This window comes from Paenibacillus sp. FSL H8-0280, assembly GCF_045040665.1.
Classification (GTDB): Bacteria; Bacillota; Bacilli; order Paenibacillales; family Paenibacillaceae; genus Paenibacillus; species Paenibacillus xylanexedens_A.
The window spans coordinates 5,494,450-5,520,659 of sequence record NZ_CP150296.1 but is presented as its reverse complement, the minus strand read 5'-3'; the positions used below and the strand labels follow the sequence as shown (position 1 = coordinate 5,520,659).

Here is a 26,210-nt window from a genome sequence, read left to right as displayed (position 1 = left end):
GGACAAGTCTAACAGATATGGGGGAGCCGGTTATGGCACAATGGATTGTAGATTACCTGCCGACGTGGAATATCATTCGAATTAGTGGAATTGCTGCTTATGTGCTGCTCTTTGCCGGAGTGTTTCTGGGCATTGCGCAAGGGATGCCTATGGCCAAAGGCAAACCAAAAGCAGCCATGTTCAAATGGCATACTCGAACGACCTGGCTCGCCTTCGGACTTGGACTCGTGCACGCATTAACGTTATATATTGATCATTACAGTCCATTTACCTGGGGAGAACTTCTGATTCCTTTTACCGCCTCCGTGCATCCGATTGGCAGTGGTCTGGGAACGTTAGCTTTCTACGGATTAGTGATCGTCCTCTTATCCAGTGACCTGCGGAACAAGCTGGGCCGCAAATGGTGGTTCATGTTCCACCTCTTGTCCTATCCGGTGTTCATTGGTTTGCTGGTTCACGGCATGGTTACCGGAACGGATTCTGGCAATATCATCCTGCGGATGATGTATGTATTTACCGGACTCAGCATTCTCGGTATCACGGTGTTGCGTGGCATGTTGAGAGAACGCAAAGGCCCGGAAATTACGATTGGACCGAAACGGGCAACATCTGGTTCACCTTCTGAGCAGAATTGGGTTGAAGGTTTTGGTTTGGTGGGAACGGTACGACCTAAACATCTGAAATAATAACACGTGGAAATCCAATATGTATCGTTACACATGCAAAAGAAGCGGCCATCAGGCCGCTTTTTCCATGAACAGTTATTTTATTAAACAGTTATTTCACGAAGCATCCATACACATGTCCAATGTTCCACATGACTTCAGATATGAAACGAGTTACGCATTATACAGCGTCATCACTGACAGGTTTTTCTCCCAGTGCTTCTTCAAGCTCGGATTGTTTGCGATGGGCAATTCGACTGCTCGCTGCCGAAGCAATCGCACCGACAATATCATCGAAGAACGTATGGACAGGCCCCAGGCTCTTGTCATTCAGTCGTTCAAGCACCCCTGGTTTGAGCTTGTCCACATAACCATAATTCGTAAATCCAATGCTGCCATATACATTGACGATGGAGAATGCCAAAATCTCATCCACGCCGTACAGTCCTTCATCGTTCTCAATCATCTCCTGCAAAGGAGATATGAGCTGCCCCTGTTCTGCCAGAATATCAAGCTGAATCCCGGTCAGAACAGCGTTCTGTACCTCACGTTTACGGAGAACCATCTCCACATTTTCGATACATTCTTCCATCGTAAGACCTGGATAATATTTTTGCTGCAATAACATGACCAGTTCTGCGATCTCAGGGATCGTGACGCCCCGCTTATGCAGCCATTCCCTTGTTGCCTCCGCCACCTTGCGGCTATTCAGGCTGTAAGGGATTTTTTCTTGCTCAGGATGTTCCATGGGCGATTCCTCCTCTGAAGTTAGCAATGTCCCTACTCTTGCTTCCTAATACGTTATTAACCTGGTTTACGTTTCTTTAAGATAATAAAAATATAAGTTTCAGTGAAGTTGAGCAATTCGATTACCACATGGAAAATTTCAGCTAAACACGGTCTGTCTTTCGTGAAAGTGCGTTGATAGACATTTTTCTTATTATCTTTTAGTTATTTTTTGGACAAAGGCTCGTATACATGGTAGTACAAACTGTAAAAATGATGAGGGGGAACGTGATCATGAGAAAGATCCATTCTTTGCGTACGGTATCGGCAGCAGCGCTGCTGAGTATTCCTATGGTATTGTCAGGCTGCGGCATGTTTGGAGCACAGTCTTCCGAAGCTGTTGATCCACCACCGCCCATTCAGGAAGCAGCCATGATTCAGGCAGCCGAAGGAAATGGTGCACTCGCAACGCTCCCATTAACGACGGTATATCTGCAAGACCAGCAGGGGCTGCTCGCTCCGGTATCCCTGACACTTCCTTCTGGAACAGACGCAAGCAGTCCAAAGACAGCACTGGATACACTTGTCACAGGTGGGGCCTACGCGGGTATGCTACCTGAAGGATTCCAGGGCGTTCTCCCGCAGGGAACGGTTGTGCAGAATGTAACGATTCACGCGGATGACAAGCTGGCGGTTGTGGAGTTCTCGGGTAATTTTGCCAAGTATGATGCGAAGGAAGAACGGAAAATGCTAGAAGCTGTCACGTGGACATTAACGGGAACGCCTGATGTGGAGAATGTGCAGATCTGGGTGGATGGCAAAAAGTTAACACAAATGCCGGTAAACAGCACGCCGTTGCCTGAACCGCTGAATCGGGCTGTGGGAATCAATCTGGATCTGGGTGATACGTTTGTGACCAACAGCAGCCCGGTAACGGTCTATTTCTCCGCTGCTTCGCCAGCGGGCATCCAATATTATGTTCCAGTGACACGTCTGGTTACACCTGGTGAAGATCGGGTGCAGGCAGCATTGAACGAACTGATCAAAGGACCTGACAAAGGTGGAGAACTGGAAGAGGTTATGACAGGCGGAACGGAGCTACAATCGGTCAAAACGGCAGAGGATGGCACGGTCACAGTTGCCTTGAAAGATGATATGTTTGCCGAAGGGGATATCGTGCCAAGCGAGCTGTTACAGTCTGTCGTATTAACCACTGCGGAGAACACAGCCAGCAAGGATGCCAAAGTGCAGATCGAATGGAACGGCCAAAAAACGGTCATGGGTGACGACAACCGAGATTACAGTGCGCCGGTTTCCAAGCCTGAATATATCAACGAAATTCCGATTTAATGAACGAAGAATGCTTAAGGATGCTTTTAACCGAACTCTTTGGTAAAATATAAGGGATTAGTAAAAGTGTGAACAAGCTCAACATTACAGGATGCTTAAGTCGTAGGAGGCAGAAAATATGAGATCAAACGGACGAACCAGCGAACAGCTGCGCCCGCTGAATTTAACAGTGAACACGAATAAATACGCCGAGGGCTCTGTACTGATTGAAGTTGGAGATACAAAGGTGATCTGTACAGCTACAGTAGAGGAACGTGTACCTCCCTTTATGAAAGGGCAGGGTAAAGGCTGGGTAACAGCGGAATATTCCATGCTGCCACGTGCAACACATACTCGGAACCAACGTGAAGCCAATCGTGGCAAATTAACTGGACGCACGATGGAAATCCAGCGTCTGATTGGTCGGGCACTGCGCTCGGTAGTGAATTTGCAGGCTCTTGGTGAGCGTACCATTACGCTGGACTGTGATGTCATTCAAGCCGACGGAGGCACACGCACAACGTCCATTACCGGTGCATTTGTAGCGCTGGCGCTTGCCGTGAACAAGATCTCCCAACAGCACAAACTGCAAGTGTTCCCGATTACGGATTTCATTGCCGCAGTAAGTGTGGGTGTTGTGGGTGAACAGCCTGTACTGGATCTGAACTATGATGAAGATTCCAAAGCCAAGGTGGATATGAACCTGGTGATGACAGGTGGCGGTAAATACGTCGAGCTTCAGGGAACAGGTGAGGAAGCACCATTTGATCGCCGTGAGCTGAACGCCATGTTGGAACTGGGCGAACAGGGAATTCTGGAAATGATCGAGCGTCAAAAAGAAGTGCTCGGACCGATTGCGCTCAAGATCGGCGCGCGTGGATTAGGGGAAGCCTAAGATGAGTTTGGACAGCCCAATCCTCATTGTTGCTACCCGCAATGCGGGTAAAGTCCGTGAATTCGCTCATGCTTTCGCACCGCTTGGCAAAGAGGTTAAGAGCATGTTTGACTATCCGGAACTGCCGGATGTGGTGGAAGACGGCGTAACGTTCGCGGAGAATGCCTGGAAGAAAGCCAAGGCGGTTGGTGATGCGCTTGGTTTGCCTGTTCTGGCAGACGATTCAGGACTTTGCGTAGATCTGTTGGACGGGGAGCCGGGAGTATATTCAGCGAGATATGCAGGCGAAGGAGCAACGGATGCACAGAATAATGCGAAGTTGCTGGAGACGCTGGAATCGTTGAAATCCGGTGAAGACACCGAGCAGCCGCTACTAAGTCCGGCTCGTTTCGTCTGTGCGCTGGTACTGTATGATCCGACAACTGGTGATAAGTATGAATCGGAAGGCACTGCGGAAGGCTGGATCACTGCTCAAGCTGCAGGTGCTGGAGGTTTTGGATATGATCCACTCTTCTATGTACCTGAATACGAGATGACGATGGCAGAGCTGACGCTTGAGCAAAAGCAGGCGATTAGCCACCGTGGTCATGCGCTGAGAGCGCTTGTATCCAGACTTGAAGGCTAAGACTATACGAAACATCTTGATTTAACTTCATGATATGTGAACATCAAAGCGTTAATGGAAGGACAGAAGCATTCCGATGGGATGGTTCATCCGCCATTAACGCTTTTTCTATGAAATGAAGTGTTTGATCGGATTTGGTGAAGGTCCATCCATATACCTAATTGAAGATAGCTATTTCTGCGACTACACATCAGAACATATGTTCTTGTACCTACATGAGAAATGGTTTACATTGCACGATTGGGAATCTCATTGGGACTGGAGTTGGAAGAAGTTGCAAGCCTTGTGTGGTATGGGTTAACATTCAAACTAACAAATCACATATGAACCTTAAACGGAGGGATCTACTCATGCAAGAAGTGAAGCTTGTTGTATCTTACGATGATTATGAGGACGGCATTCGTATGGAAAAATTAATTAAGGAACTGGCGGCTAAACCGGAGGCCAGCTCATTGGAAAGTCTGGTCATCGGAGATTGGGGACAGGCATATGAAAATTCACCTGATGAGTTCATGGGAACGCTCGTCGAGTCGGCTCCAAGCTTTCCGTCATTGAAGAAACTGTTCATTGGAGATATGGGATTCGAAGAATGTGAAGTATCGTGGATTATCCAGACAAATCTCACACCGCTGTTAGGTGCCTTTCCAGAATTAAAATCATTCTCTGTCATGGGCAGTAGTGGCCTCAGTCTGGAACCACTCCAACATGCCAAGCTTGAAGAATTGATTATTATATGTGGTGGTCTCCCGAAAGAAGTTTTATCTTCAATCACCCATGCCAAGTTGCCTGAATTGCGTAAACTGGAACTGTACCTGGGTGTGGATAATTATGGTTTCAATGGATCACTTGAAGATGTACTCCCTTTGCTAGAAAAAGGATTATTTCCAAAGCTGGTTTACTTGGGTCTGAAAGACAGTGAAATTCAGGATGAGATTGCCAAAGCAGCAGCAGAAGCACCTATTCTGGATCAACTTGAAGTACTGGATCTATCGCAAGGAACGTTGTCCGATGAAGGGGCTGAGGCGTTGCTTGCCAGTGACAAAATCAAGAAACTGAAACATCTAGATCTAAGTTACCATTACATGACCAATGAAATGATCAGTCGCTGGAACCAATCGGGTATATCTGTAGATGTTAGCGACCAGCAACAAAGTGATGAGGATGACTGGCGCTATCCATCGTTAACGGAATAGTCGATGTCAGGTGTAAAGGAAATGAATGAAAGCCTGCATCAACCAATAGATGTACCTGATCTAACGCAAGATCAGCCCTTTTTATTGATCGGAAACCCTGATAACCGACGAACACAAGGGCTGCAAGAGGCTAGGCATAGATTGGGTTTGACACCTGCGGTTGTACTGCCATATGCTCAATTGCTCCAGAATTGGAGACACGGACGAACCATCGCTGATACAGTAGATTTCAATCTGCCTGTACCCCTGATTCGGATTGATGCTCCAGGTGAGGATTGGGAAGTGGAGCGTGAACTACTGTTCCTTGGAGCTATGAACGATACGTCAACATTAACGGGTGGAATGGGTACAGAAGCATTTTCCGCAGAGCAGGCACTTGCGCTGGAACAGGAGTGGGGAAGAATTTACGCTCCCGCCCAGTGGTTTCGTGGCTGGAAAGCATGTTTGGATCGAATCGGACGTGAGTCTCGGGAAATGTGGCCTGAAGTCCGATTCATGAATGATCCCGCCGAGATCCAATTGATGTTTGACAAAAGAACATGCCAGCAGCATCTATCTTCACATGGAGTTGATGTACCTCCGGCGCTTCAAACTTTGCAGCCAATCCGCAATTATATGGAACTGCGTAGCTCAATGAAGGCTGCCGAGATGCATCGTGTGTTTGTGAAGCTTGCGTGCGGCTCCGGGGCTTCAGGAGTTGTTGCCTATCAAGTCAATCCCCGAACGGGTGATGAAATCGCTGTAACAACGATGGGGATGGAACAGAGACAGGGCAAGACGATTTTCTTCAATGAAGGACGTCTACGCAAGTATACCCGCAGTGAAGAGATTGCTACGCTAATGAACTGGTTATGTGCAGAAGGTGCACAGATTGAACGATGGATGCCCAAAGCCACGCTTGATCAACGGGCCTACGATATTCGCCAACTGGTTGCGGGTGGACAGGCAGGTCATGCGATTATGCGGCTGAGCCATACGCCAATTACCAATCTGCATCTGCGCAATGAACGTATGTTGCCTGCTGAAGCAGGGCTGGATGAACAGCGGATGTCGCTGGTTCGGTCGGCAGCGCAAGCAGCCATGTCTGCATTTCCCAACTCGTGGTCAGCCGGGATTGATGTGATGCTTACTAGTGGTTCGAATCCGCGTGCCTATGTGCTGGATGTGAATCCGTTTGGAGATCTGTTATACAGGGTCGAGCATCATGGCCTGGGAACCTACGAGTGGGAAATGGAACTTTTACGAAAGGAGCCTATTCAACATGCCTGATATGAACACCATTGTGGGCTCCCATGATCTGTTAATGATTACGCTGGATACGTTACGCTATGACGTAGCCAAGCTGGAAGAGGAGAATTGTCCTAATCTGTGTGGTTCGGGTCCGTGGGAGAAGCGCCATACCCCAGGCAGTTTTACATATGCGGCACACCATGCTTTTTTTGGTGGTTTTATGCCGACTCCTGCCAATACAGATAAGGCATCTCATGTAAGGCTATTTCATTCCCGGAATACCGGACTCAAGACACATCCGCACACCTGGCTGTTTGATACACCAGATATCGTATCCGGGTTCGCAGCTGAAGGTTACCGTACCATCTGTATTGGCGGCGTCATCTTTTTTACGAAAAAAAACCCGCTTGCGAAAGTATTGCCTGGCTATTTCCAACACAGCTACTGGCGAATGAACTTTGGGGTAACCAACCCCAAATCGACAGAGCATCAGGTACAGCATGCATTAAAGCTACTTGAACAGACAGCGCCGGATGAAAAGATATTTATGTTTTTGAACGTGTCTGCCATTCATGGACCCAATCGTTACTTTGTAGAAGGAGCGAAGGACGACTCGGTGGAGACTCAACGTGCTGCACTTCGATATGTAGATGAGGCTCTCGGACCATTGTTCGAGGCGATGAGGAAACGCGCCCGGCCTGCGTATTGCCTGGCTTTTTCCGATCATGGTACAGCTTACGGTGAAGACGGGTATCAAGGACACCGGCTTGCGCATGATGTCGTCTGGACGGTGCCTTACCGTGAATTTTTAGTATAGAATGTATTGATCTTATGAGGACAACAACCGGAGACAGGAGGAAACCGATGGAGAAACATATACAACATACAACAACAGGCCATTCCACACAGTCCGGATCCAATATAGCTACAAGTCTCAGTGAAGTACTGGCATTTCCTTATCGTTCTTACTTATACTCGTACCCACACAAGACCGCCTATCGGGAGCTTGATCCACCACTGCCACTAGGGCCACTGTGGGAACGAGAGAATACCGATACGTATTTTTTATATATGCACATTCCCTTTTGTGCTGCTCGTTGCGGATTCTGTAATCTGTTCACACTGCCGGATCGACGGGATGATACGCATGAACGCTATGTAGATGCGCTGGAACGTCAGGCGAAGCAGTGGGCACCTATTACATCTCGAAGACCGTATTCGCGGTTCGCGATTGGTGGGGGAACGCCTACATTATTAAATGAGGTTCAGTTGAATCGTCTGTTTGATATTGCTGAACATGTGATGGGGCTGGACCCTGCGCAAGCATCGATTTCAGTGGAAACGTCGCCGGATACCGTTACGGAAGCCAAGCTGGCCATCATGAAGGATCGAAGGGTGGATCGTGTCAGTATGGGTATTCAGAGTTTTATTGAAGCTGAAGCATCTGCCATCTATCGTCCACAAAAACCGCAGGAAGTTGAACGAGCGCTTGAGAAGCTTACTCGGTATGATTTCCCATTGTTAAATCTGGATCTGATCTATGGTTTGCCAGGGCAAACGGTTGAATCGTGGATTTATTCATTGGAAAGAGTTCTGGCCTATGAACCGGGCGAGATCTTTATCTATCCCTTGTATACACGGGAAAATACAATCGTGAAGCCAGATGATATTCGCCGTCAGGGACCTGACATCCGGATGGAACTGTATAAAGCTGCACGTGAGACTTTAAAAAGTAAAGGTTATGTGCAATATTCGATGCGCAGATTTGCCAAAGAACAGTCGTCCTCGAAAGTGCTTCTGCCTTATAGTTGTCAGGAGGAGGGCATGGTTGGTCTTGGATGTGGCGCACGCTCTTATACGAGTGAAGTACATTATGCTTCCAAGTATGGCGTGAGTTACAAGGCCACACAAAGCATCATTGCCGATTATGTGGCAACTGAGCGCTACGATGTGGCGGATTATGGCATCGTGTTAAGCCGTGAGGAACAGAGACGTCGCTTTATTCTGAAAGCCTTGCTGCATCGGGAGGGATTGACGTTGTCTGACTACCAACAGCGCTTTGGTACCGATGTGATGTCCGACTATGTCTGGTTGGCTGAACTGTTGACAGAGGGCATGGCGGAGTTGGAGAGCGATGAGGGCAAGCAGGTGCTGCGTCTGACAGAAGAAGGACTGGGTTACTCCGATGCGATTGGAGATTGGCTTATATCTGCCGAAATTCGTGAACAGATGGAAGGGTTTGTTTTCTCATGAGAGCGACTTTGTATTATCGGGGGAAGTTGTCTTCCTGTAATTACGACTGTCCATACTGCCCGTTTAGCAAAACCGTGGATTCCAAAGAGACGTTGGAAGTGGATGAACAACAATTGCGTCAATTTGTGAATTGGGTCAGGGAGCAAGAGAGTGCTGGGCATCAATTTTCGATATTCTTCAATCCCTATGGTGAAGCTTTGGTGCGTCGTTGGTACCGGGAAGCGATGGTTGAGCTGTCACATATGCCACATGTGGATAAAGTTGCAATTCAAACCAACCTGTCCGTCAAGCTGGATTGGGCAAGGGAGTTGGATGCGAGCAAAGCAGCCTTTTGGGCGACGTATCATCCTCGTGAGACAAAAGAGGCTTCTTTTGTTAAACAATGTCTGACCTTGCGTCAGATGGGACTTGCTTTTAGTGTCGGTACTGTCGGACTCCGTAGTGCTTTCCCCGCAATTGAGTCCATGAGACAGGCTTTGCCAGATGATGTGTATATGTGGGTAAATGCCTTCAAAGATCGGCCCAAGTATTATACACCGGAAGAGATTCAGTTTTTACGTGGGCTTGATCCGCTTTTTGAAGGTAATCTGCAGGATTATGAGAGCTTGGGCAAACGATGTGCTGCCGGTTCCGAAGTATTTTATGTACAAGGGTCAGGGCATGTGAAGCGGTGTTACAAGGATCGCCGGATCATTGGACATCTGTATCGCGATGGTTTGCAGGCTTTGTCTGCGGATCGGCCTTGTCGCATGAAAAAATGTGGCTGTTACATCGGTTATATCCATATGGAGGATTCTCCATTCAGAGAAACCTTTGGTAGCGGGCTGCTTGAACGTAATCCGGTATTGATCAATCGTTAACTTTGAATTGAAATGCGCTGAAATTGATAAAGACTTTACACCAGTAAGTACTGCTGGGTAAAGTCTTTTTTTTTATTTTGGTCTAACGATTCAAAATGTGTAATTTAGGATAAAAGAGATGTAGTATATTGTCGATTATGCGTGTATAAAAACCTAAATTATAGTATGGGTAGATACTATAGACCTAAATTTGATTGCGCAATATACTAACCTGTTTTAAGTAGTCTCATATTTATCCATTTTATTTGAATTAAAAGGAGGGAGAATTTTAGCGTTCAGATTGACTACATAATTCATGATTGAAATACATTGAAACGTATGGGGGAAATGAAATGAAAAGAGTATCCATTAGTAGGAAATTGCTTTTAGGTTTTGGTTCTGTACTTCTTTTATTGGTAGCCGTTGTAGTCATCTCATATACTCAGTTTATCTCGGTTGAGAAAACGTTTACGGATTTAATCCGGGAGCGTACCGCGAAACTGCTCACGATCAAAAACATGATCATCGATGTGAAATCCCAGCAGGTTGCTTTACGGAATTTTGTGACGGAAGAGAATGATCAAAGTGAGCAACAATTCAAGTTTTTTTATGAAGATTACCGTAAAACCAGCGAAGAATTAAGATCAGGCATTCAAACCCCAACGATGATTGATTTTCTGGATCGTTCAGACCGCAGTGCGGAGGAATATTATGCTTTTGGACAGAGTGTCATTGAATTGAAAAAACAAGGCAGAACTAGCGAGATCACAAGAATGCTGTTAGATACAGGTCCAACGATCATATCCGGATTTGAAGAAACGGTAACTGCCATGGAACAACATCAGCAAAATTCATTGGACACTGGCATTGTAAATGCCAATCAACTCATTCAAAAAGTACTTCGTTTAATCATGATCATTGGTATCATCTCGATCGTTTTAGGCGTGGTAATTGCATTGAGCATGGGGAGAATCATATCCAAACCAGTTGCACATGTGGCAAGGGCTGCAAGCCGAATTGCTGATGGAGACCTGACGGGTGAGGCGATTGTTGTTCGTAATCGGGATGAGATCGGAGAACTGGCGGAATCCTTCAACAAGATGATGGATAACTTGCGTCATTTAATCCATCAGGTGGCTCATAATGCAGATCGGGTAGCTGCTTCTTCTGAGGAGTTAACGGCAAGTACAGAGCAAACGGCGACAGCGACCGAACAGGTAGCTACAACGATGGAAGAGATTGCTACGGGTATGGATACGCAAGTGAGTATGGTTGGAGACGGGTTTCATACGATTAACGAATTGTCCACAGGCTTTCAGCAGATGACAGTGAATACACAAAATATGTCGGATGAAGCAACGAATGCGTCAGCGAAAACCATATCTGGTAATGATGCGGTTCAATCGGCTGTTGGGCAGATGAACTCGATTCATCATACTGTACGTGTACTCGCTAAGGTTATAGAAGAACTGGGCAATCATTCAGATGAGATTGGATCTATGGTTGAAAGTATCTCCGAAATATCGGCACAAACGAATCTGCTGTCTCTTAATGCGGCTATTGAAGCTGCAAGAGCAGGTGAGCATGGTCGTGGATTCGAGGTGGTAGCAACCGAGGTGCGCAAGCTGTCTGATCAATCTGCGAAATCAGCGGAACAGATCAGTGTATTCGTAGCTGCTATACGCAATGGCATGAATAATGCATCACAATCCATGGTAGAAGTAAACGCTGAGGTTCAGGAAGGCATAGAACTTGTCCGTAAAGCAGGAGGTACTTTTGAGGAGATTCGTGAAGCTGTCAGCAATGTCGCTGGTCAGACTCAGGAGGTATCTGCATCCATTGAACAAATGGCGGCGGGCGTGGAGCAGATCAATGTGTCGATGAAAACCATCATGGAAGTAACAGAGAATGCGGCTGCCGGAACAGAGGAAGTCAGTGCAACGTCCGAGGAACAACTGTCTGCCATGCAGGAGATCGCATCGGCGGCTAATGACCTTTCCTCTATGGCGGAAGAGTTACAGGAGTCCGTTAGTCGATTCAAAGTGTAATCATGGATATACTTCTGGGTGAAGTTCAATATTTATAAATGATCATATTGTGTATGTAAAACAAGTGGGTGCCAAGGAGAACAACAGTTATGCTGTTCTTCTGGCACCCTTTTTTGACGAAGTAGCGATCAGTGGGTCATTCTAACGAATGGCAACTTTATATGTCCGCAACCAGGTATTGATCTGAGTCAGATAAGCAAATAACTGGGGACCGGACATTAACTGCCCGAACCAGGGGAGATTGGAAGCTGCATCTGGTGAAGACGCAAGATTGCGGATCTGAGTTTTGTCGATCAAAGGCAAAATCGGCGAAGTGGGATCATCCAGGATATCAAGTACCTGTTGTTTGACCGCGGCCAGATATTGCGGATTATGTGTTTTCGGGTACGGACTCTTTTTGCGATATAACACATCGTCAGGCAGGACACCTTCAAGTGCTTTACGCAGAATACCTTTTTCCCGTCCACCCGTTATTTTCATTTCCCAAGGGATGTTAAACACATATTGGATCAGACGATGGTCACAGTAAGGTACCCGTACTTCCAATCCTGCCCCCATGCTCATCCGGTCTTTGCGATCCAGAAGTGTAGGCATGAAACGTGTAATGTTCAGGTAGGACATCACCCGCATTTGTGCAGCTTTACCTGTTTCCCCATCCAACAGAGGCACTTCAGCCACTGCATCCGAATAGCGGTCTGCCAAATAATCGAGTGGCCGAATCCATTCCCGAATATCCGGGGATAACAACGCTGCTCGCATATCAGGTGCTACAGACCACGGAAACGTACCGGAGTTCAGCATATCTTCTCGATGGAACCAGGGGTAACCGCCAAACACTTCATCCGCTGCTTCGCCTGAAATGGCAACGGTGGCCCCTTTTTTGATTTCTTTACAGAACAAATAGAGCGAGGAATCTACATCGGCCATACCTGGCAGATCCCTGACTAACATGGCCTGTGTCAGTGCATGAACAAGTTCTCCGTTCTCAATCTCAATCCAGTGATGGTCGGTCTTGAGTTCATCCACCATTCGCTTAATCCAGGGACCATCTGCACCCGGCTGAAAGGAATGCGCCTGGAAATGCTTCGCGTTATCCACATAATCGACAGAATACGTACTGACTTGGCCTTGCCCGGTCCGCTTATAATAATCCACGGCTAATGCAGACAAGGCACTGGAGTCCAGTCCTCCTGATAAAAGAGAGCATACCGGAACATCCGAAGCCAACTGGCGCTCCAGTGTATCTTGCAAGAGAGATCGTACCTCGGCTGCCGTCTCTTCCAGGTTATGTTCGTGATTCTGGCTTTCCAGTTTCCAGTAGGCATAGGTTCGGATCCCGTTTCGGTTATAGATCAGCGCGTGCGCAGGCTTGAGTTCGCTCAGTGAAGAGTATACGCCGTGTCCTGGTGTCCGTGCAGGCCCTACGATAAACACTTCGGCCAATCCTTCCGGGCCAACAGCGGCTTCCACATCAGGGTGAATAAGCAGAGCTTTGGGCTCTGAACCAAATACGAGAGTGTCTTTGTTATTACTGTAGAACAGAGGTTTCACGCCAAGGCGATCTCGTGCGATAAAAACCTGTTCGCGTCCCCCATCCCATATGGCAAAAGCAAAAATACCGTTAAACCGGTCAACACATGCCGGTCCCCACTCAATATAAGAGGCGAGCAACACTTCCGTATCACATTGCGTGCGGAACTGATGCCCCCGCTGGAGCAATTCCTTTTTCAACTCGGGTGCATTGTATAGTTCTCCGTTATACACGACGGTATAGGAGGTATCTCCCTGTAACGCATGCATGGGCTGTGCGCCGTTCTCGGGGTCCATTACACTAAGACGCCGATGTCCAAAGGCACAAGGATTGGAGATCCATGTACCTGAAGCGTCGGGCCCCCGGTTCGACAAGCTATCCGTCATACGGACCAGCAGCTCTGATTCCTGGGTCAAATCCCGATTCCACTGTATGAAGCCGGTAATACCGCACATGGTTTGTTCATCCTTTCTTGGTCGAGTCATTCATCCGTATGGCTGCTTAGTTACTGGCAACCAGCAAATGTTGTCTTTTTCGTCAGAGGTCGTAACAAATATATGCCGAAAGCAGGCATAAAATGTCTGTCCTCTTCGGAAACTAGTTCTAGGGACAACGGCCTCAACATGCCTGTGAAGGAGAGAACATGCAATGGACAGTATGAAGTATTATGTGTCTGTCATGGGCCGCTCCGTTATTCCGGATCCGTCGGTAACCTCGTATGAATGGATCATTCAGGCAACGCCGCAGGAAGCGGAGCAATTATTGGGACTGCTGAGCCTCATGCAGGAAAAGGAGGAAGAGGCCTTTCCTGGCATGGTATTCCCATGGCCAGATACACCGGAGGAGTCCGTAAACCGAGCTTATGAAACGGTATTACAACAGGTGTATCGAGAGATTTACCGATTAGGCACACCAGAGACACGATACCAGATTGAACAAAGTACATGATAAGCACAAAGGAAAAGGAGCGCGATGACGAATGTATGCCATTCAAGATGCCAAAATACGCAGATTAACCGAGGTGGATGGATTGTCTTGTGCAGAGGTTGAAGTGCAGCCTGGAAATGCCGGAGATCCGTCGTTACTTGTATACGTGGCTTCAACACAGCCCGGAAATTCGCTGGAAGTTGTTCGGATTGTACGCAATCACTCCGATTCGGCGATCGACTGGTATAACAATAATATGCATACTGCGTTTGAAGAGGCGACAGATACCGCATTTGAGAACAGCGAAGGTATGACAGTCGAAGAAGATAAAGCTCGGTTTCAAAGTGATTTGTTTGCGTTTGGTTTGCTTGGTCCAACACTTCAGCGTTATCTGATCGGGCAGGCTTAACAGGTAACACTCCGGCAACACATGTGGCGATAGTGGGATAGAATTTAATGTTGAGCATACGTAGACAGTGACCTGTTGTTGTTTCTCTGTAACTGGAAAAACCCGCCGTTGTTGAACGGCGGGTTTTGTTATGCGATGGTCAGATCAGGTGGAGATGTGATCAAGCATACTCGCGCAGTACTTGAATCCCTTTAACCACATTGTACACAAAGCTTAATCCGTAGATTACAAAGAATAGAATGACAAACCCAACGGCGGAACCCAGACTATGCGCAGTTACGAAGAAATAAAATAACGGAATGGCAGCGAGAAAGGGGAATACATGTGAGAATAAGGCGCGTTTCGCATGTCCCTCAATGTAATCATCCTTGGCAACAATCCATATAATGATCGGAAACAGGAACGGAGCAAAGAAAATACTAAAGTAGGATAGGGCTGATAAAAGTTGTCTCATGACGATTCTCTCCTTCAATGGATCATTGAAATGTATGTATGCAAAAGATTACCCAGCAATTCTGACATTGAAAATGTCTGATGTTCATCTTACTCTAAATGTCCCAATCTCCTCAATATAACCTGGTTCAAGCTATCATATTCTCAAAGGGACTGGAGTATGAGAATAATACCGAAAAGTACATGTTTGAGCCCGCATTTAAGTATAATTATTAATTTTTTTATAAAACTATTGAAAAATATAGAAATCAGAGTATAATAAGAACCGCGCCGAAAATTTATTATACATATTTGTCTCAGTAGCTCAGCTGGATAGAGCAACGCCCTTCTAAGGCGTCGGTCGGGGGTTCGAATCCCTCCTGGGACGTAAAAAAAAGAAGCTTCCTTCGGGAAGCTTCTTTTTTTCGTTCAGGGGAAGAGAACCCCAATGGTTCGTCGGAGCATACGCTTCGTTAGCGCTACATCGCAGTCTCGACTGGAAGGAGAGTATCCCTTCTGGTATGTATTAAAAAAAAACTTCCTTCGGGAAGTTTTTATTGCGTTCAGGGGAAGTCTTCTATTGGTTATACCTATAAACAATATAGAATCTATATATTTAAAGAATAAACAATTCTATGCCACAATGAGGATATCAATAACGAAAGCGACGGTGGTATCTATGAAATCATTAAATCAATGGCAAGCAGATGAGTATGACAACAAACTGGCTTTTGTGTCCGGATACGGCAAAAACCTGATCTCGTGGCTTCAACCCCAAAAAGGGGAATACATTCTTGATCTGGGTTGCGGGACTGGGGATTTAACGCATGAAATTTCTCTGACTGGAGCTGAAGTTATCGGCATGGATGCATCGCTGGACATGATTCGCCGTGCGAGGGAGAAATTCCCTGAACTTGAGTTCGTGGAAGGAGACGGTCATCAATTTGAGACGAATAGACGGTATGATGCCGTTTTCTCCAATGCAGCCCTGCACTGGATGCGAAGCCCGCGATTAGTGGTGGATAGTATATGGAAATCTTTGATGCCTGGAGGACGTTTTGTAGCAGAATTTGGTGGTAAAGGGAACGTGCAGACCATTGTGAATGCATTAGAGGAGGTTATGGAGCGAAACACGGGCATTCGTGCATCGGAACGCAATCCGTGGTACTTTCCTTCGATCGGAGAATATAGCCATATTTTAGAGCAAAGTGGATTTGTGGTGCGACAGGCCTATCACTATGACCGTCCTACCAGACTGGCAGATGGTGAGCAAGGTATAGTAGGCTGGTTGACTCATTTTGGAGGGGACTATTTTGAGGGGCTCAGTCATGAAGAGATACAACAAATATGCAAGGAAACCAGTCAGATCGTGATGCCTCACCTTTGGAAAGATGATGCTCTGTATGCCGATTACAAACGTCTGCGTATTGAAGCCGTGAAGCCAGAATAAGTAGAATTTTGTGATATGTAGCAATTTTTATCGATGTTAAACGAATTATCAAGATCCTCTGTATGCTAACCACGCTTCCCCTATACACCAGGAATCTCTTTCGGATAAAGAGGCTCTTGGTCTTTTTTTTGATGCATTATTTTAAAAATGAAATATTCAAACGACAAATAATTACAAATGGATATTTTTATCATACTCAAGACCCATATAAGTAATTTCTATATCATATTTGTAAGTATTTAGAAGGAAAATGTGGTATTTTGATAGAATAATTTACCAAGGGTCAATCCTTCTTGCAGATAGGTGGTGAAATTGGAGTGTGTATTGCAGTACGCACAAACAGCAGGAACCCATCATTAGGTGACGTATTCACATTTAAAAGGAGGGGCAAAGCCTTGAGTAAACGATTGATATCCACGTTATTAAGTGTTCTGATGGTCTTTTCCATTATTCTCCCCGCGGCTGGAGCCGCTCCCACAGATTCAGTTATTCAGCTTGACAACTTACCTAGTACAGCCGAAGCCAAACAATGGAGAGAGATTCTTGCAGGACGGGAAGCAAAACTTGCCGCAGATCCATTTTTGGATAAAAGCTTGGAAGGTCTGGGTGGAGAGAACACCCGAGTGATCGTTGAACTTTCCAATAAACCTGTTGCAGTAGCGCAAGGTGAATCAACCCTCTCCGGAAAATCTTTTACCTCCTCTATGGAAACAAAGGCTGTGACTCAAGTTGAGCAACAACAACAGTCATTTGTACATAGCCTCACTCAGAAGAAAATCAAACATGAAGTATTAGAAGAATATGCATATGCCCTGAATGGTGTAGCGATTGAGCTTAAAGGAAACCAAGTGGGACAATTGCTTCAAATACCTGGCGTGGTCAGCGTATATCCTGACCTTGAAGTTACAATAGCGCCGGAGACAGATGAAGTGAACCCGTACATGAAAGACACTGCGCCTTTTATTGGTGCACCTGAAGTATGGGATCTGGGTTACAAAGGAAATGGCATCAAAGTGGGTGTCATCGATACAGGCATTGACTATGAACATCCTAATTTGCAGGAAGCTTACAAAGGCGGTTGGGACTTTGTTGGAAACGACAATGATCCGTATGAAGCGACATATCAAGAATGGAAAAGTTCAGGGGAACCTGAGTTTAATGAAAGGGGAAGTGCCTTTTACACATCCCACGGTACGCACGTAGCCGGTACCATTGCTGCTCGTGAAGCAGGGGATTACGGGATTGTTGGCGTTGCTCCTGAAGCAGATATCTATGCTTACCGTGTACTTGGACCGTATGGTAGTGGTCAAACCTCATGGGTACTCGGCGGAATTGATCGTTCTGTTGAAGATGGTATGGACGTAATTAATCTCTCTTTGGGGAATGCCGCTAACGATCCAAGTTATATTACCTCGGTAGCCCTGAATAATGCGATGTTGTCTGGTGTGACAGCAGTAGTTGCCAGTGGCAATGACGGACCCAACCGGTATACACTCGGTTCTCCGGGGGCATCTGCCATGGCCATCACTGTAGGTAACTCCACAGGCCCTAGCCAGCTTATTACAGCGGATACTCACTTCTGGATTGGTGAGGAAGGCGAAGAGACACAACCTGAGCAACAACCGGTGCCAGAGGTTGAACAATCTCCTGAACTGGGGACGGCACCTGGAACAGAAGAGCCTGAAAGTTCAGAGCAAGGTGTACCCGCAACTGCTGATGAGGAAAGTGCAGCAGCTGTGAAGGACACAGTTTCTAACGAAGCTGAAGTTCCGAATGTAGGAGAAGCTGCAACGGAAGAAAATATTCCATCTGCATCACCTTCTGCACCCGTTGAAGCTTCTCCTGAAGCTGCCCCTGTGGAAGAAGAATCTGTAATTGCTCCGACTGAAGCTCCACTGGCTATTACAGAGTCGGTTTACCGTCTGGATCTGATGGGATGGAGCCTGTCAGCAGACCCTGAAACTGTTTTGACAGTGAAATATGAGCTTGAATATGCAGCACTGGGTAAGCCAACTGATTTTGAAGGCAAGGATTTTACAGGTAAAGTGGCATTAATACAGCGTGGTGAACTCGCATTTGTAGAGAAAATCGCCAATGCCAAAGCGGCCGGAGCCTTGGCTGTTATTGTATATAACAACATTCCGGGTCCAATCGGTGTGAGTCTGGGCGATAACTTTGAACTCATTCCAACACTGAGCATGTCCAAGGAAGATGGAGATGTGATCAAGGCTGAGCTGGACGCAGGCCAAGCCGTTGAAGTGAGCTTTAGTGATTTTGAACGTTCCCAAACTCCGGGCGATGAAATGAATTCATCCAGTTCACGTGGACCTGCTAAGGTAACGCTGGACATCAAACCGGATATTGTTGCACCAGGTACAAGCATTTTGTCTACGATTCCTGCCTACGGCAAGGATGAGCCAGACGCAGATTACGCACAAGCTTATGATCGTAAATCAGGTACAAGTATGGCTACACCTCATGTAGCAGGTTTGATTGCGCTGTTGATTGAGAAACATCCGGACTGGACGCCATTTGATATCAAAGTTGCACTGATGAACAATAGTAAAGTGCTGGATACAACCAAGTTTGATGTATTTGATCAAGGTGCTGGCCGTATTCAGGCTGTTAATACCATTGATCCTGTTGCTTTTGTCAAAGTACTTGATGTAACTCAATACACAGAAAGTGGCTCTGTTGTTGAAAAGGAAAATATCACCGGAAGTATCAACTACGGTAATTTCCTGAGCACAGATGAAAAGACGATTACCAAAACAATTAAAGTTGAAGCGCTGAATGGTAGTAGTGGGGATTACACCGTACATGTGAATCCAACTCGTAATGTCGCTGGTGTATCCGTTGCCGTAGACAAGAGTTCCTTCACACTGAATGGTGAGGAAGAACTTGCAGTGACAATCACCGTTCCACGAGGGGTTACTGCCACTACAGAAGCCCAAGGATACATTGAGTTCTCGAACGGAACCAATACTTTTACTGTGCCATATGTTGCTCATTTCAACGTTACGTTGAGTGGGGTTAAATATATTGAAACCGTAAAAGGCACTGAAAAAAATCCATTCCACTATCCATTGAAGGCTGATGGTACGTTGGATACCCTTAATGTAGCGATGGAGTTCTATAATCCGATGACTTTTGCCCTGATTGAGATCTATGATGGTCTTAATCCGGAAGGTGGATATTATCAAGATGGTTATATCGGCTCCATCTTTGGTAACTATTTTAACTTCAATGCCAATGCAAGATACAACCTTGCTTGGGACGGCTCATATGCAGATTACACAACCGATGAAGTGACTGAGATTCCGGATGGTTTATATACGGTAGACATCACTACTATTGGTACGGACGGCAAAACCTATAAGGAAGACACTTCGCCATTTTTGGTGAAAAAGACAGCTCCGGCTGTAACTGCACCAGAAGCGTTGGAGTTCAAAGAGGATGAGTCTGCTGTTCTTAATGGTAGCGTGGAAGACTTGTACTTCCGTGTAGCTCCTGCGCTTGCCAGCGGATGGGACATCACGTTTGATCCGGCAGCTTCACTGGAAGCAACGTATGTTGTGAAAAATGAGGATGGATCTGTTTATAAAGAAGGAGTCTTTGAAGTACAAGCTGATGGTACCTTCAGCCTTCCTTTGGAGGGAATTGAAGCAGGCGATTATGCTGTTGAACTTACAGTAAAAGACCAACAGGGGCTTTCGGGTACAGCCAATACGGCACTGAAATTGGAAGCTGTGGAGACCGAACCTGAAACTCCGGCAACTAAGGCCCCAGGTACGCCTGTATTGTCTCACAATAACTGGGTAGGCAACGGCTTACCAGAGGGCGCGTATATCGTTACAATGAACCTGTGGTGGGGCGAGAACGGAACTAGCTACAAGTTATATGAGGACGGGGTTTTGGTTGATACGCAGAAGTTGACTTACAACGCGCCTTGGGCGCAGTTTGCTCAGACGAAGATCACGGGCAAAGCCAACGGCACGTATACGTATGTGGCTGAGCTGACAAACGACAAGGGAACAACGCGTAGTCAGACGTTGACTGTTCGGGTTACCAATGCAACGCCAGGCAAAGCGGTTCTCTCTCAGGATAACTGGGATGGCAACGGCCATTATAAGGTGACCATGAACCTGTGGTGGGGAACCAACGCTACAGAGTATCGTCTCTATGAAAATGATAAGTTGATCGATACGCAAGAACTCCGTTCGGCTACACCTTATGCACAAAGTGCTGTGACTACACTGTCCGGGAAAGCATCGGGCACGTATACGTATCGGGCAGAGTTAATTAACGCAGCCGGCGTTACCAGCACAGACACGATTAAGGTAAAAGTGAAGTAAGTTCATTCCTCATTGAAATTGATTAAATTAATGAAGGAATTGTCCTATGCATGAACGGCCTCCATCCTGATTTGCAGGATGGAGGCCGTTTTGTTTTTTTATAAATGAATTGTATGGCTAACCGATCATTCTATTTTTGCTGGCCTGAATCCCAGCGATTAGCAGAGCAACGGCCAGAATGACCTGTATTAGCAACGGCAGGGTCCATCCTTTTGTCCAGTCATGAAGCATGCCGAACAGTAGAGGTCCCACTGCAGCAAGCATATATCCGAAGGACTGAGCCATTCCGGACAGGCTGGCAGCTTGTCTGGCATCTTTTGTGCGAAGGACGAAGAACATGGTTACCATTCCAAATGAAGCTCCAGCACCTATTCCTGCCAACGTGACACCGATGGTAACGAGCGAAGCGATGCCACTTAACAATAAAGCATACCCGACAATTAAAGAAGAGCACGTTATCGCAGTTAGAACACGCTGATCTCGCGTTCGGCCGGCGAGGATTGGAACGATAAAGGTAGCCGGTACACTAACCATCTGCATCAGGGAGAGCATCCACCCTGCTGAGGTGGGGCTGAATCCTTGCTCAGCGAGAATCTCGGGAAGCCAGGTGATCGTTGTATAGAATATTAGAGATTGCAGACCCATAAATAAAGTAATGAACCAGGCCAGGGAAGAGGTCCGTAGACGTACAGGCGTCCCTTCACTCTGTGTGGCTATGAATAACATTCGCTGACGTCCTGCGGCGATCTGGGGGAGCCACAAGAGAAGCGCCAATATGGACAACAGGGCCCACATGCCTAACGAAGCACGCCAACCCATAGATGTGGCTCCTGCTACGGGCACACTCACACCGGAGGCGATGGCGCCAAATATATTCATGGATACAGAGTATAATCCGGTGACGATACCTACCCGTAATGGAAAATCACGTTTGATCAAACTTGGCAAAAGCACGTTGCTTAATGCAATGCCGCATCCCAAAATTGCGGTTCCTGCATATAAGGAGAGAACGGAAGGCAACAAGCGTAATGCCACCCCAATGGTTACGATCATAACAGCCAATAGCAGAGCAGATTCGAGTCCTAAACGTTTGGCAAGACGTGGTGCAAAGGGGGAGACTGCTGCAAAGGCGAGCAAAGGTAGTGAGGTCAGAAGCCCGACCATCGTATGGCCGATACCTGTATCTGAGCGGATCATCTCCACTACAGGTCCGGTTGCTGTAATCGGTGACCTCATGGTAGCGGCGATGACGATAATGCCTGCTAATAAAAGGCCGAATCTTTTGGATGTCGAAGAATGTTCTTCCTCGGTATGGATAGATGAGTGTTGCTGTATTGAAGATGACATTGATAAAATCTCCTGTTTCCTAAGAAGTTAATATGTATGGATTGTTACATTACCCACTCCGTAAGCATAACATTCCATGTCAATGTTGAGCAATGAAATGAAAAAACACCCAATGGACTTTGGGTGTCTTGACTACCCTGTGAACTTTAACGAATCCACGAGGTCTTATAATGAGTAAAACCGCTATTTTCAGATTCTAACGAACCTCAGCGACATTAATCAGGCTATGAAACGCAAATAAGTGAGTTAATACCTCGGAATGGTGAAATAAGCTCTCTAAGATTCGTTAGAATTCCACAGTGCTGAATTTAGAGCAAATAAAGTGTCCTGTGTTCGTTAGAACATCGATACTTCAACGTGTTGCTTATAGAGTGAGCAAATGCGGACGCTCCAATACAGCGACATAGAGCATGTAACGAAGCGAATGCTCCGACGAACCATTGGGGTCCCATCCCCAGAACGCAAAAAAACTTCCCGAAGGAAGCTTCTTTTTAATACGTCCCAGGGGGATACTCTCCTTGCAGTCGAGACTGCGAAGTGGTGCTAACGAAGCGGATGCTCCGACAAACCGTTGGGGTCCCATCCCCAGAACGCAAAAAAACTTCTCGAAGGAAGCTTCTTTTTAAATAGTTCCAGGGGGATACTCTCCTTGCAGTCGAGACTGCGAAGTGGTGCTAACGAAGTGAATGCTCCGACGAACCGTTGGGATTCTCATCCCCAGAACGCAAAAAAAGCTTCCCGAAGGAAGCTTCTTTTTAATACGTCCCAGGAGGGATACTCTCCTTGCAGTCGAGACTGCGAAGTGGTGCTAAAGAAGCGAATGCTCTGACGAACCATTGGGGTCCCATCCCCAGAACGCAAAAAAACTTCCCGAAGGAAGCTTCTTCTTAATACGTCCCAGGAGGAATACTCTCCTTGCAGTCGAGACTGCGAAGTGGTGCTAACGAAGCGAATGCTCCGACAAACCGTTGGGGTCCCATCCCCAGAACGCAAAAAAACTTCCCGAAGGAAGTTTTCTTTTAATACGTCCCAGGAGGGATTCGAACCCCCGACCGACGCCTTAGAAGGGCGTTGCTCTATCCAGCTGAGCTACTGAGACATGAATTTTTTCAAGCAAAATTGATTTTATCATATGCATACAGGAATATCAAGCATTTTATTTTAAACTATTTTTCGTATATGATATTTGGCGGCAGTAACGTTTTTTTCATTATATTTAAGGTTATGTTAGAATATCAGGAGAACTCAGAAAATAGATCGACAATCGTTTTAATATATACATCTATTTATGTTGATTCCGACTGGAGATTCAGGATATAGAGGAGGTGCTCCCATTAAGGAATCCACGACCCCGGAAACCGAGCATAACAACAATATTGTGCTGTTTCCTAAGACGCTGGACTATTACCAGATTCAATTGACAGTTATGCTTGAAAATGAACGGTATGGTGAAGCGATGAAATTGCTTCACTTTTTGCTGCAATGTCAGGGACAGGAAGAGCGCCACTATGATGAATGGCGGGCTCTGCTCGAATGGCTTCAGGCTGCGTTTCCTCAATATGAAGAAACCTCGCCTGCTGTTCTTGAAGAACGAGAAGAGAAAGAAGAGATTAGTGAGGAAGACATGGCACGGCAGCATGCCCGAATGAAGCTTGAACAGGATGATGGCTATGCAGATAAAATGCTTCGCACAGTAATGGAAGAGCCGCTGTCTGAACAGACGATGCTGGCTTTGGAGCAGCTGGCCTATCTTGATCTGCCGAAGATTGACGAGGCACTTACCAGTTGGTTAAAAGATAAGTCGCTTCACCCTCTGCTTCAATTTCGGGTGCTGCAAACCTTGCGTCGCCGAGGTGTTCAAGGTATGATCCTGTTTACGAGAGGCGAAGAGCAGGTTGAAGTCGAGATCGACACCGTGCCTCTTAGACCAGAGGAATTCCCGCTCCAAATCGTTCAGATTCTGGAACGAGTGGCAGATCAGACGGAGGTTCATGAACCTACGCTCTTTTATTTTGCCCAGGAACTGTGGATACAATATGTCATGGCGGTGTATGGAACCCGTGATTATGTATCGATGCTGGAAGAAAATGATTCCATGACAGATATATGGGCAGCAGCTCTACATATGACCGTTGCAGACAGTCTGGGTGGTTCGCATGATGAGGAAAATACCCGCTCAATGTATGCTGTGACAGGCGCGATGCGCTTTCGACTGGAGCAGGCTTATCGTTCCATGAAACAATTTGTATCTGCCGGTTTGGACGGTTAATCGAGGCCGGAAACGTTTTCCTTAAACCGTATCAAGGGATTCCCCTTGAAAAAGAATCTAATCTTGTTTATACTAAAATGGTTATTTTGTACGTGATTGCCTACGTGAACATGTGAATTTTGGAGGGGAAAGTATACAATGAAAGCAACTTGGGAAAAGATAGAGAAGAACCTTGGGGTTCTTGAGGTTGAAGTGGATGCAGATCGTGTAACTGCAGCACTCGACAAAGCTTTTAATAAAGTGGTTAAACAAGCAAACGTACCTGGATTCCGTAAAGGTAAAGTACCACGTTCCATCTTCGAAGCACGTTTTGGTGTAGAGAGCCTTTATCAAGAAGCAATCGACATTTTGCTTCCTGAAGCTTATACAGAAGCAATCGACCAAACGGATATTTTCCCGGTTGATCGTCCTGACGTAGATGTTGAACAATTCGCTAAAGGACAAACATTCAAGTTCAAAGCAAAAGTAACTGTGAAACCTGAAGTTACTCTTGGTGAGTACAAAGGAATCGAAGTTGCTGTAGCAAAAGGTGAAGTAACTGACGCAGAAGTGGCTGAAGAACTTGAGCGTCTTCAACAACGTCACGCTGAACTCGTTGTAATCGACGAAGGTTCCGCTGCTAACGGCGACGTTGCAGTAATCGACTTCGACGGTTCCGTTGATGGTGTACCTTTCGAAGGTGGACAAGCTGAGCGTTATTCCTTGGAACTGGGTTCCAACACATTCATCCCTGGATTTGAAGAGCAAGTTGTGGGTCTTTCCACAGGCGACTTCAAAGACGTAGAAGTGACTTTCCCAGAGAGCTACCATGCAGCAGAACTTGCTGGCAAACAAGCGGTATTCAAAGTGAAAATTCACGAAATCAAACGCAAACAACTTCCTGCATTGGATGATGAGTTTGCTAAAGATGTTAGCGAATTTGACACACTTGAAGAGTACAAAGCTGACCTGAAAACACAATTGGAATCCCGTAAAGCTGACGAAGCCAAAGCTGCACAAGAAAATGCAGTTGTAGAAAAAGTGGCTGAGAACGCTGAAGTGGACATTCCTGCTGCAATGGTTGAGAGCGAAGTACAAAACATGATGCGTGATTTCGACAACCGTCTGCGTAACCAAGGTATGAACCTTGAAATGTTCCTGAGCTTCTCTGGCCAGACTCAAGCTGACCTGAGAGGACAAATGCAAGAAGATGCTTCCAAACGTGTTCGCAACAACCTGGTGCTTGAAGCTGTAGGTAAAGCGGAAAACATTGAAGTATCTGACGAAGAAGTGAATCAAGAACTCGAGAAAATGGCTGAATCTTACAAGCGTCCTGCTGATGAGATCCGTGGCATCCTCGAAGGTAATGGTTCCCTGGACAGCCTTCGCGATGAAGTTAAACTGCGCAAAACGATTGACGTTCTTGTTGAGAACAGCACAGTTGTTGAACCAGTTGAAGCTCCAGCTGAAGAAGTTGTTGCAGAAGCTGACGAAAAATAAGACAAGCTGTTATCAACTTGTCAGTTGAATAAACGATAAGGCACGTGAATTATTGCGTGCCTTATTTTTAAATTGTGACATCCATTTTATAGAAAATGAAGTAATTATATGGATGAACACTAATTTTATTGATCCGTGTACACTTTTTACATACCTATGTACTTCATGCAAATAAAAAACGGCAAGACGGCATAGGATGGCTTCAATT

General features: G+C 46.3%; 20 protein-coding genes and 2 tRNA genes. 17 read left to right on the top strand and 5 right to left on the bottom strand.

Annotated features, from left to right (window positions below; genetic code table 11):
• The first annotated feature begins 32 nt into the window (after positions 1 to 32).
• Positions 33 to 686 (top strand): ferric reductase-like transmembrane domain-containing protein, encoded by a 654-nt coding sequence (locus MHI12_RS24050; protein WP_405170533.1) that lies wholly within the window; start codon positions 33 to 35, stop codon positions 684 to 686.
• Positions 687 to 846: 160 nt separating this feature from the next.
• Here the strand turns inward: MHI12_RS24050 and MHI12_RS24045 are convergent, their stop codons facing one another.
• The gene (locus MHI12_RS24045; protein WP_017692570.1) at positions 847 to 1,413 is read right to left on the bottom strand and encodes a phosphatidylglycerophosphatase A; all 567 of its coding nucleotides are present in this window, start codon (positions 1,411 to 1,413) and stop codon (positions 847 to 849) included.
• A gap of 272 nt (positions 1,414 to 1,685) precedes the next feature.
• On the opposite strand from MHI12_RS24045, the gene MHI12_RS24040 reads away from it, so the two are divergent.
• From MHI12_RS24040 to MHI12_RS24000, 9 genes are all read left to right on the top strand, one after another.
• Positions 1,686 to 2,741, top strand: coding sequence for a GerMN domain-containing protein (locus MHI12_RS24040; RefSeq protein WP_405170532.1), 1,056 nt, complete (start codon positions 1,686 to 1,688; stop codon positions 2,739 to 2,741).
• 118 nt (positions 2,742 to 2,859) lie between these two features.
• Positions 2,860 to 3,615, top strand: a complete 756-nt coding sequence (rph, locus tag MHI12_RS24035) for a ribonuclease PH (RefSeq protein WP_017692572.1) — start codon at positions 2,860 to 2,862, stop codon at positions 3,613 to 3,615.
• Between the two features lies 1 nt (position 3,616).
• The gene (locus tag MHI12_RS24030; protein WP_017692573.1) at positions 3,617 to 4,240 is read left to right on the top strand and encodes an XTP/dITP diphosphatase; all 624 of its coding nucleotides are present in this window, start codon (positions 3,617 to 3,619) and stop codon (positions 4,238 to 4,240) included.
• A 350-nt stretch (positions 4,241 to 4,590) separates the two neighbouring features.
• Complete coding sequence (locus MHI12_RS24025; protein WP_341008679.1) at positions 4,591 to 5,433, top strand: STM4015 family protein; 843 nt, start codon at positions 4,591 to 4,593, stop codon at positions 5,431 to 5,433.
• Between the two features lie 21 nt (positions 5,434 to 5,454).
• Positions 5,455 to 6,702: an STM4014 family protein gene (locus MHI12_RS24020; protein WP_341008677.1), complete on the top strand. Its 1,248-nt coding sequence runs from the start codon at positions 5,455 to 5,457 to the stop codon at positions 6,700 to 6,702.
• Positions 6,695 to 7,480 (top strand): STM4013/SEN3800 family hydrolase, encoded by a 786-nt coding sequence (locus MHI12_RS24015; RefSeq protein ID WP_405170531.1) that lies wholly within the window; start codon positions 6,695 to 6,697, stop codon positions 7,478 to 7,480. The genes MHI12_RS24020 and MHI12_RS24015 overlap by 8 nt, the downstream gene beginning before the upstream one ends.
• A 47-nt stretch (positions 7,481 to 7,527) precedes the next feature.
• Complete coding sequence (locus tag MHI12_RS24010) at positions 7,528 to 8,916, top strand: STM4012 family radical SAM protein (protein WP_405170530.1); 1,389 nt, start codon at positions 7,528 to 7,530, stop codon at positions 8,914 to 8,916.
• A complete protein-coding gene (locus tag MHI12_RS24005) occupies positions 8,913 to 9,776 on the top strand; it encodes an STM4011 family radical SAM protein (RefSeq protein ID WP_405170529.1) in 864 nt (287 codons plus the stop codon). Before MHI12_RS24010 ends, MHI12_RS24005 begins: the two co-directional genes overlap by 4 nt.
• A gap of 332 nt (positions 9,777 to 10,108) precedes the next feature.
• The gene (locus MHI12_RS24000; RefSeq protein WP_405170528.1) at positions 10,109 to 11,803 is read left to right on the top strand and encodes a methyl-accepting chemotaxis protein; all 1,695 of its coding nucleotides are present in this window, start codon (positions 10,109 to 10,111) and stop codon (positions 11,801 to 11,803) included.
• A gap of 141 nt (positions 11,804 to 11,944) precedes the next feature.
• On the opposite strand, the gene asnB is transcribed toward MHI12_RS24000, so the two are convergent.
• Complete coding sequence (gene asnB, locus MHI12_RS23995; protein WP_074096262.1) at positions 11,945 to 13,789, bottom strand: asparagine synthase (glutamine-hydrolyzing); 1,845 nt, start codon at positions 13,787 to 13,789, stop codon at positions 11,945 to 11,947.
• A gap of 193 nt (positions 13,790 to 13,982) precedes the next feature.
• Here asnB and MHI12_RS23990 point away from each other — a divergent pair, with 193 nt between their 5' ends.
• Both MHI12_RS23990 and MHI12_RS23985 read left to right on the top strand, forming a co-directional pair.
• Positions 13,983 to 14,282, top strand: coding sequence for a hypothetical protein (locus MHI12_RS23990; protein WP_017692581.1), 300 nt, complete (start codon positions 13,983 to 13,985; stop codon positions 14,280 to 14,282).
• 31 nt (positions 14,283 to 14,313) lie between these two features.
• Positions 14,314 to 14,670, top strand: a complete 357-nt coding sequence (locus tag MHI12_RS23985; protein ID WP_405170527.1) for a hypothetical protein — start codon at positions 14,314 to 14,316, stop codon at positions 14,668 to 14,670.
• A 160-nt stretch (positions 14,671 to 14,830) separates the two neighbouring features.
• Here MHI12_RS23985 and MHI12_RS23980 read toward each other — a convergent pair whose 3' ends face one another.
• Positions 14,831 to 15,124 (bottom strand): DUF4870 domain-containing protein, encoded by a 294-nt coding sequence (locus MHI12_RS23980; protein ID WP_017692583.1) that lies wholly within the window; start codon positions 15,122 to 15,124, stop codon positions 14,831 to 14,833.
• Between the two features lie 292 nt (positions 15,125 to 15,416).
• On the opposite strand from MHI12_RS23980, the gene MHI12_RS23975 reads away from it, so the two are divergent.
• From MHI12_RS23975 to MHI12_RS23965, 3 genes are all read left to right on the top strand, one after another.
• Positions 15,417 to 15,490, top strand: a tRNA-Arg gene (locus MHI12_RS23975).
• 291 nt (positions 15,491 to 15,781) lie between these two features.
• Positions 15,782 to 16,552 carry a class I SAM-dependent methyltransferase gene (locus tag MHI12_RS23970; RefSeq protein ID WP_405170526.1) on the top strand — a complete coding sequence of 257 codons (771 nt, stop codon included), beginning with the start codon at positions 15,782 to 15,784 and terminating at the stop codon, positions 16,550 to 16,552.
• Between the two features lie 395 nt (positions 16,553 to 16,947).
• The gene (locus tag MHI12_RS23965) at positions 16,948 to 20,907 is read left to right on the top strand and encodes a S8 family serine peptidase (protein WP_405170525.1); all 3,960 of its coding nucleotides are present in this window, start codon (positions 16,948 to 16,950) and stop codon (positions 20,905 to 20,907) included.
• Between the two features lie 117 nt (positions 20,908 to 21,024).
• Here MHI12_RS23965 and MHI12_RS23960 read toward each other — a convergent pair whose 3' ends face one another.
• Together MHI12_RS23960 and MHI12_RS23955 are read right to left on the bottom strand one after the other, a co-directional pair.
• A complete protein-coding gene (locus MHI12_RS23960) occupies positions 21,025 to 22,254 on the bottom strand; it encodes a CynX/NimT family MFS transporter (RefSeq protein ID WP_405170524.1) in 1,230 nt (409 codons plus the stop codon).
• Positions 22,255 to 23,279: 1,025 nt separating this feature from the next.
• Positions 23,280 to 23,353: transfer RNA gene (locus tag MHI12_RS23955), tRNA-Arg, on the bottom strand.
• Positions 23,354 to 23,587: 234 nt separating this feature from the next.
• Here MHI12_RS23955 and MHI12_RS23950 point away from each other — a divergent pair.
• Together MHI12_RS23950 and tig are read left to right on the top strand one after the other, a co-directional pair.
• Complete coding sequence (locus MHI12_RS23950; RefSeq protein ID WP_405173045.1) at positions 23,588 to 24,523, top strand: hypothetical protein; 936 nt, start codon at positions 23,588 to 23,590, stop codon at positions 24,521 to 24,523.
• 138 nt (positions 24,524 to 24,661) lie between these two features.
• Positions 24,662 to 26,002, top strand: coding sequence for a trigger factor (gene tig / locus MHI12_RS23945; protein WP_091037594.1), 1,341 nt, complete (start codon positions 24,662 to 24,664; stop codon positions 26,000 to 26,002).
• Positions 26,003 to 26,210: the final 208 nt, after the last annotated feature.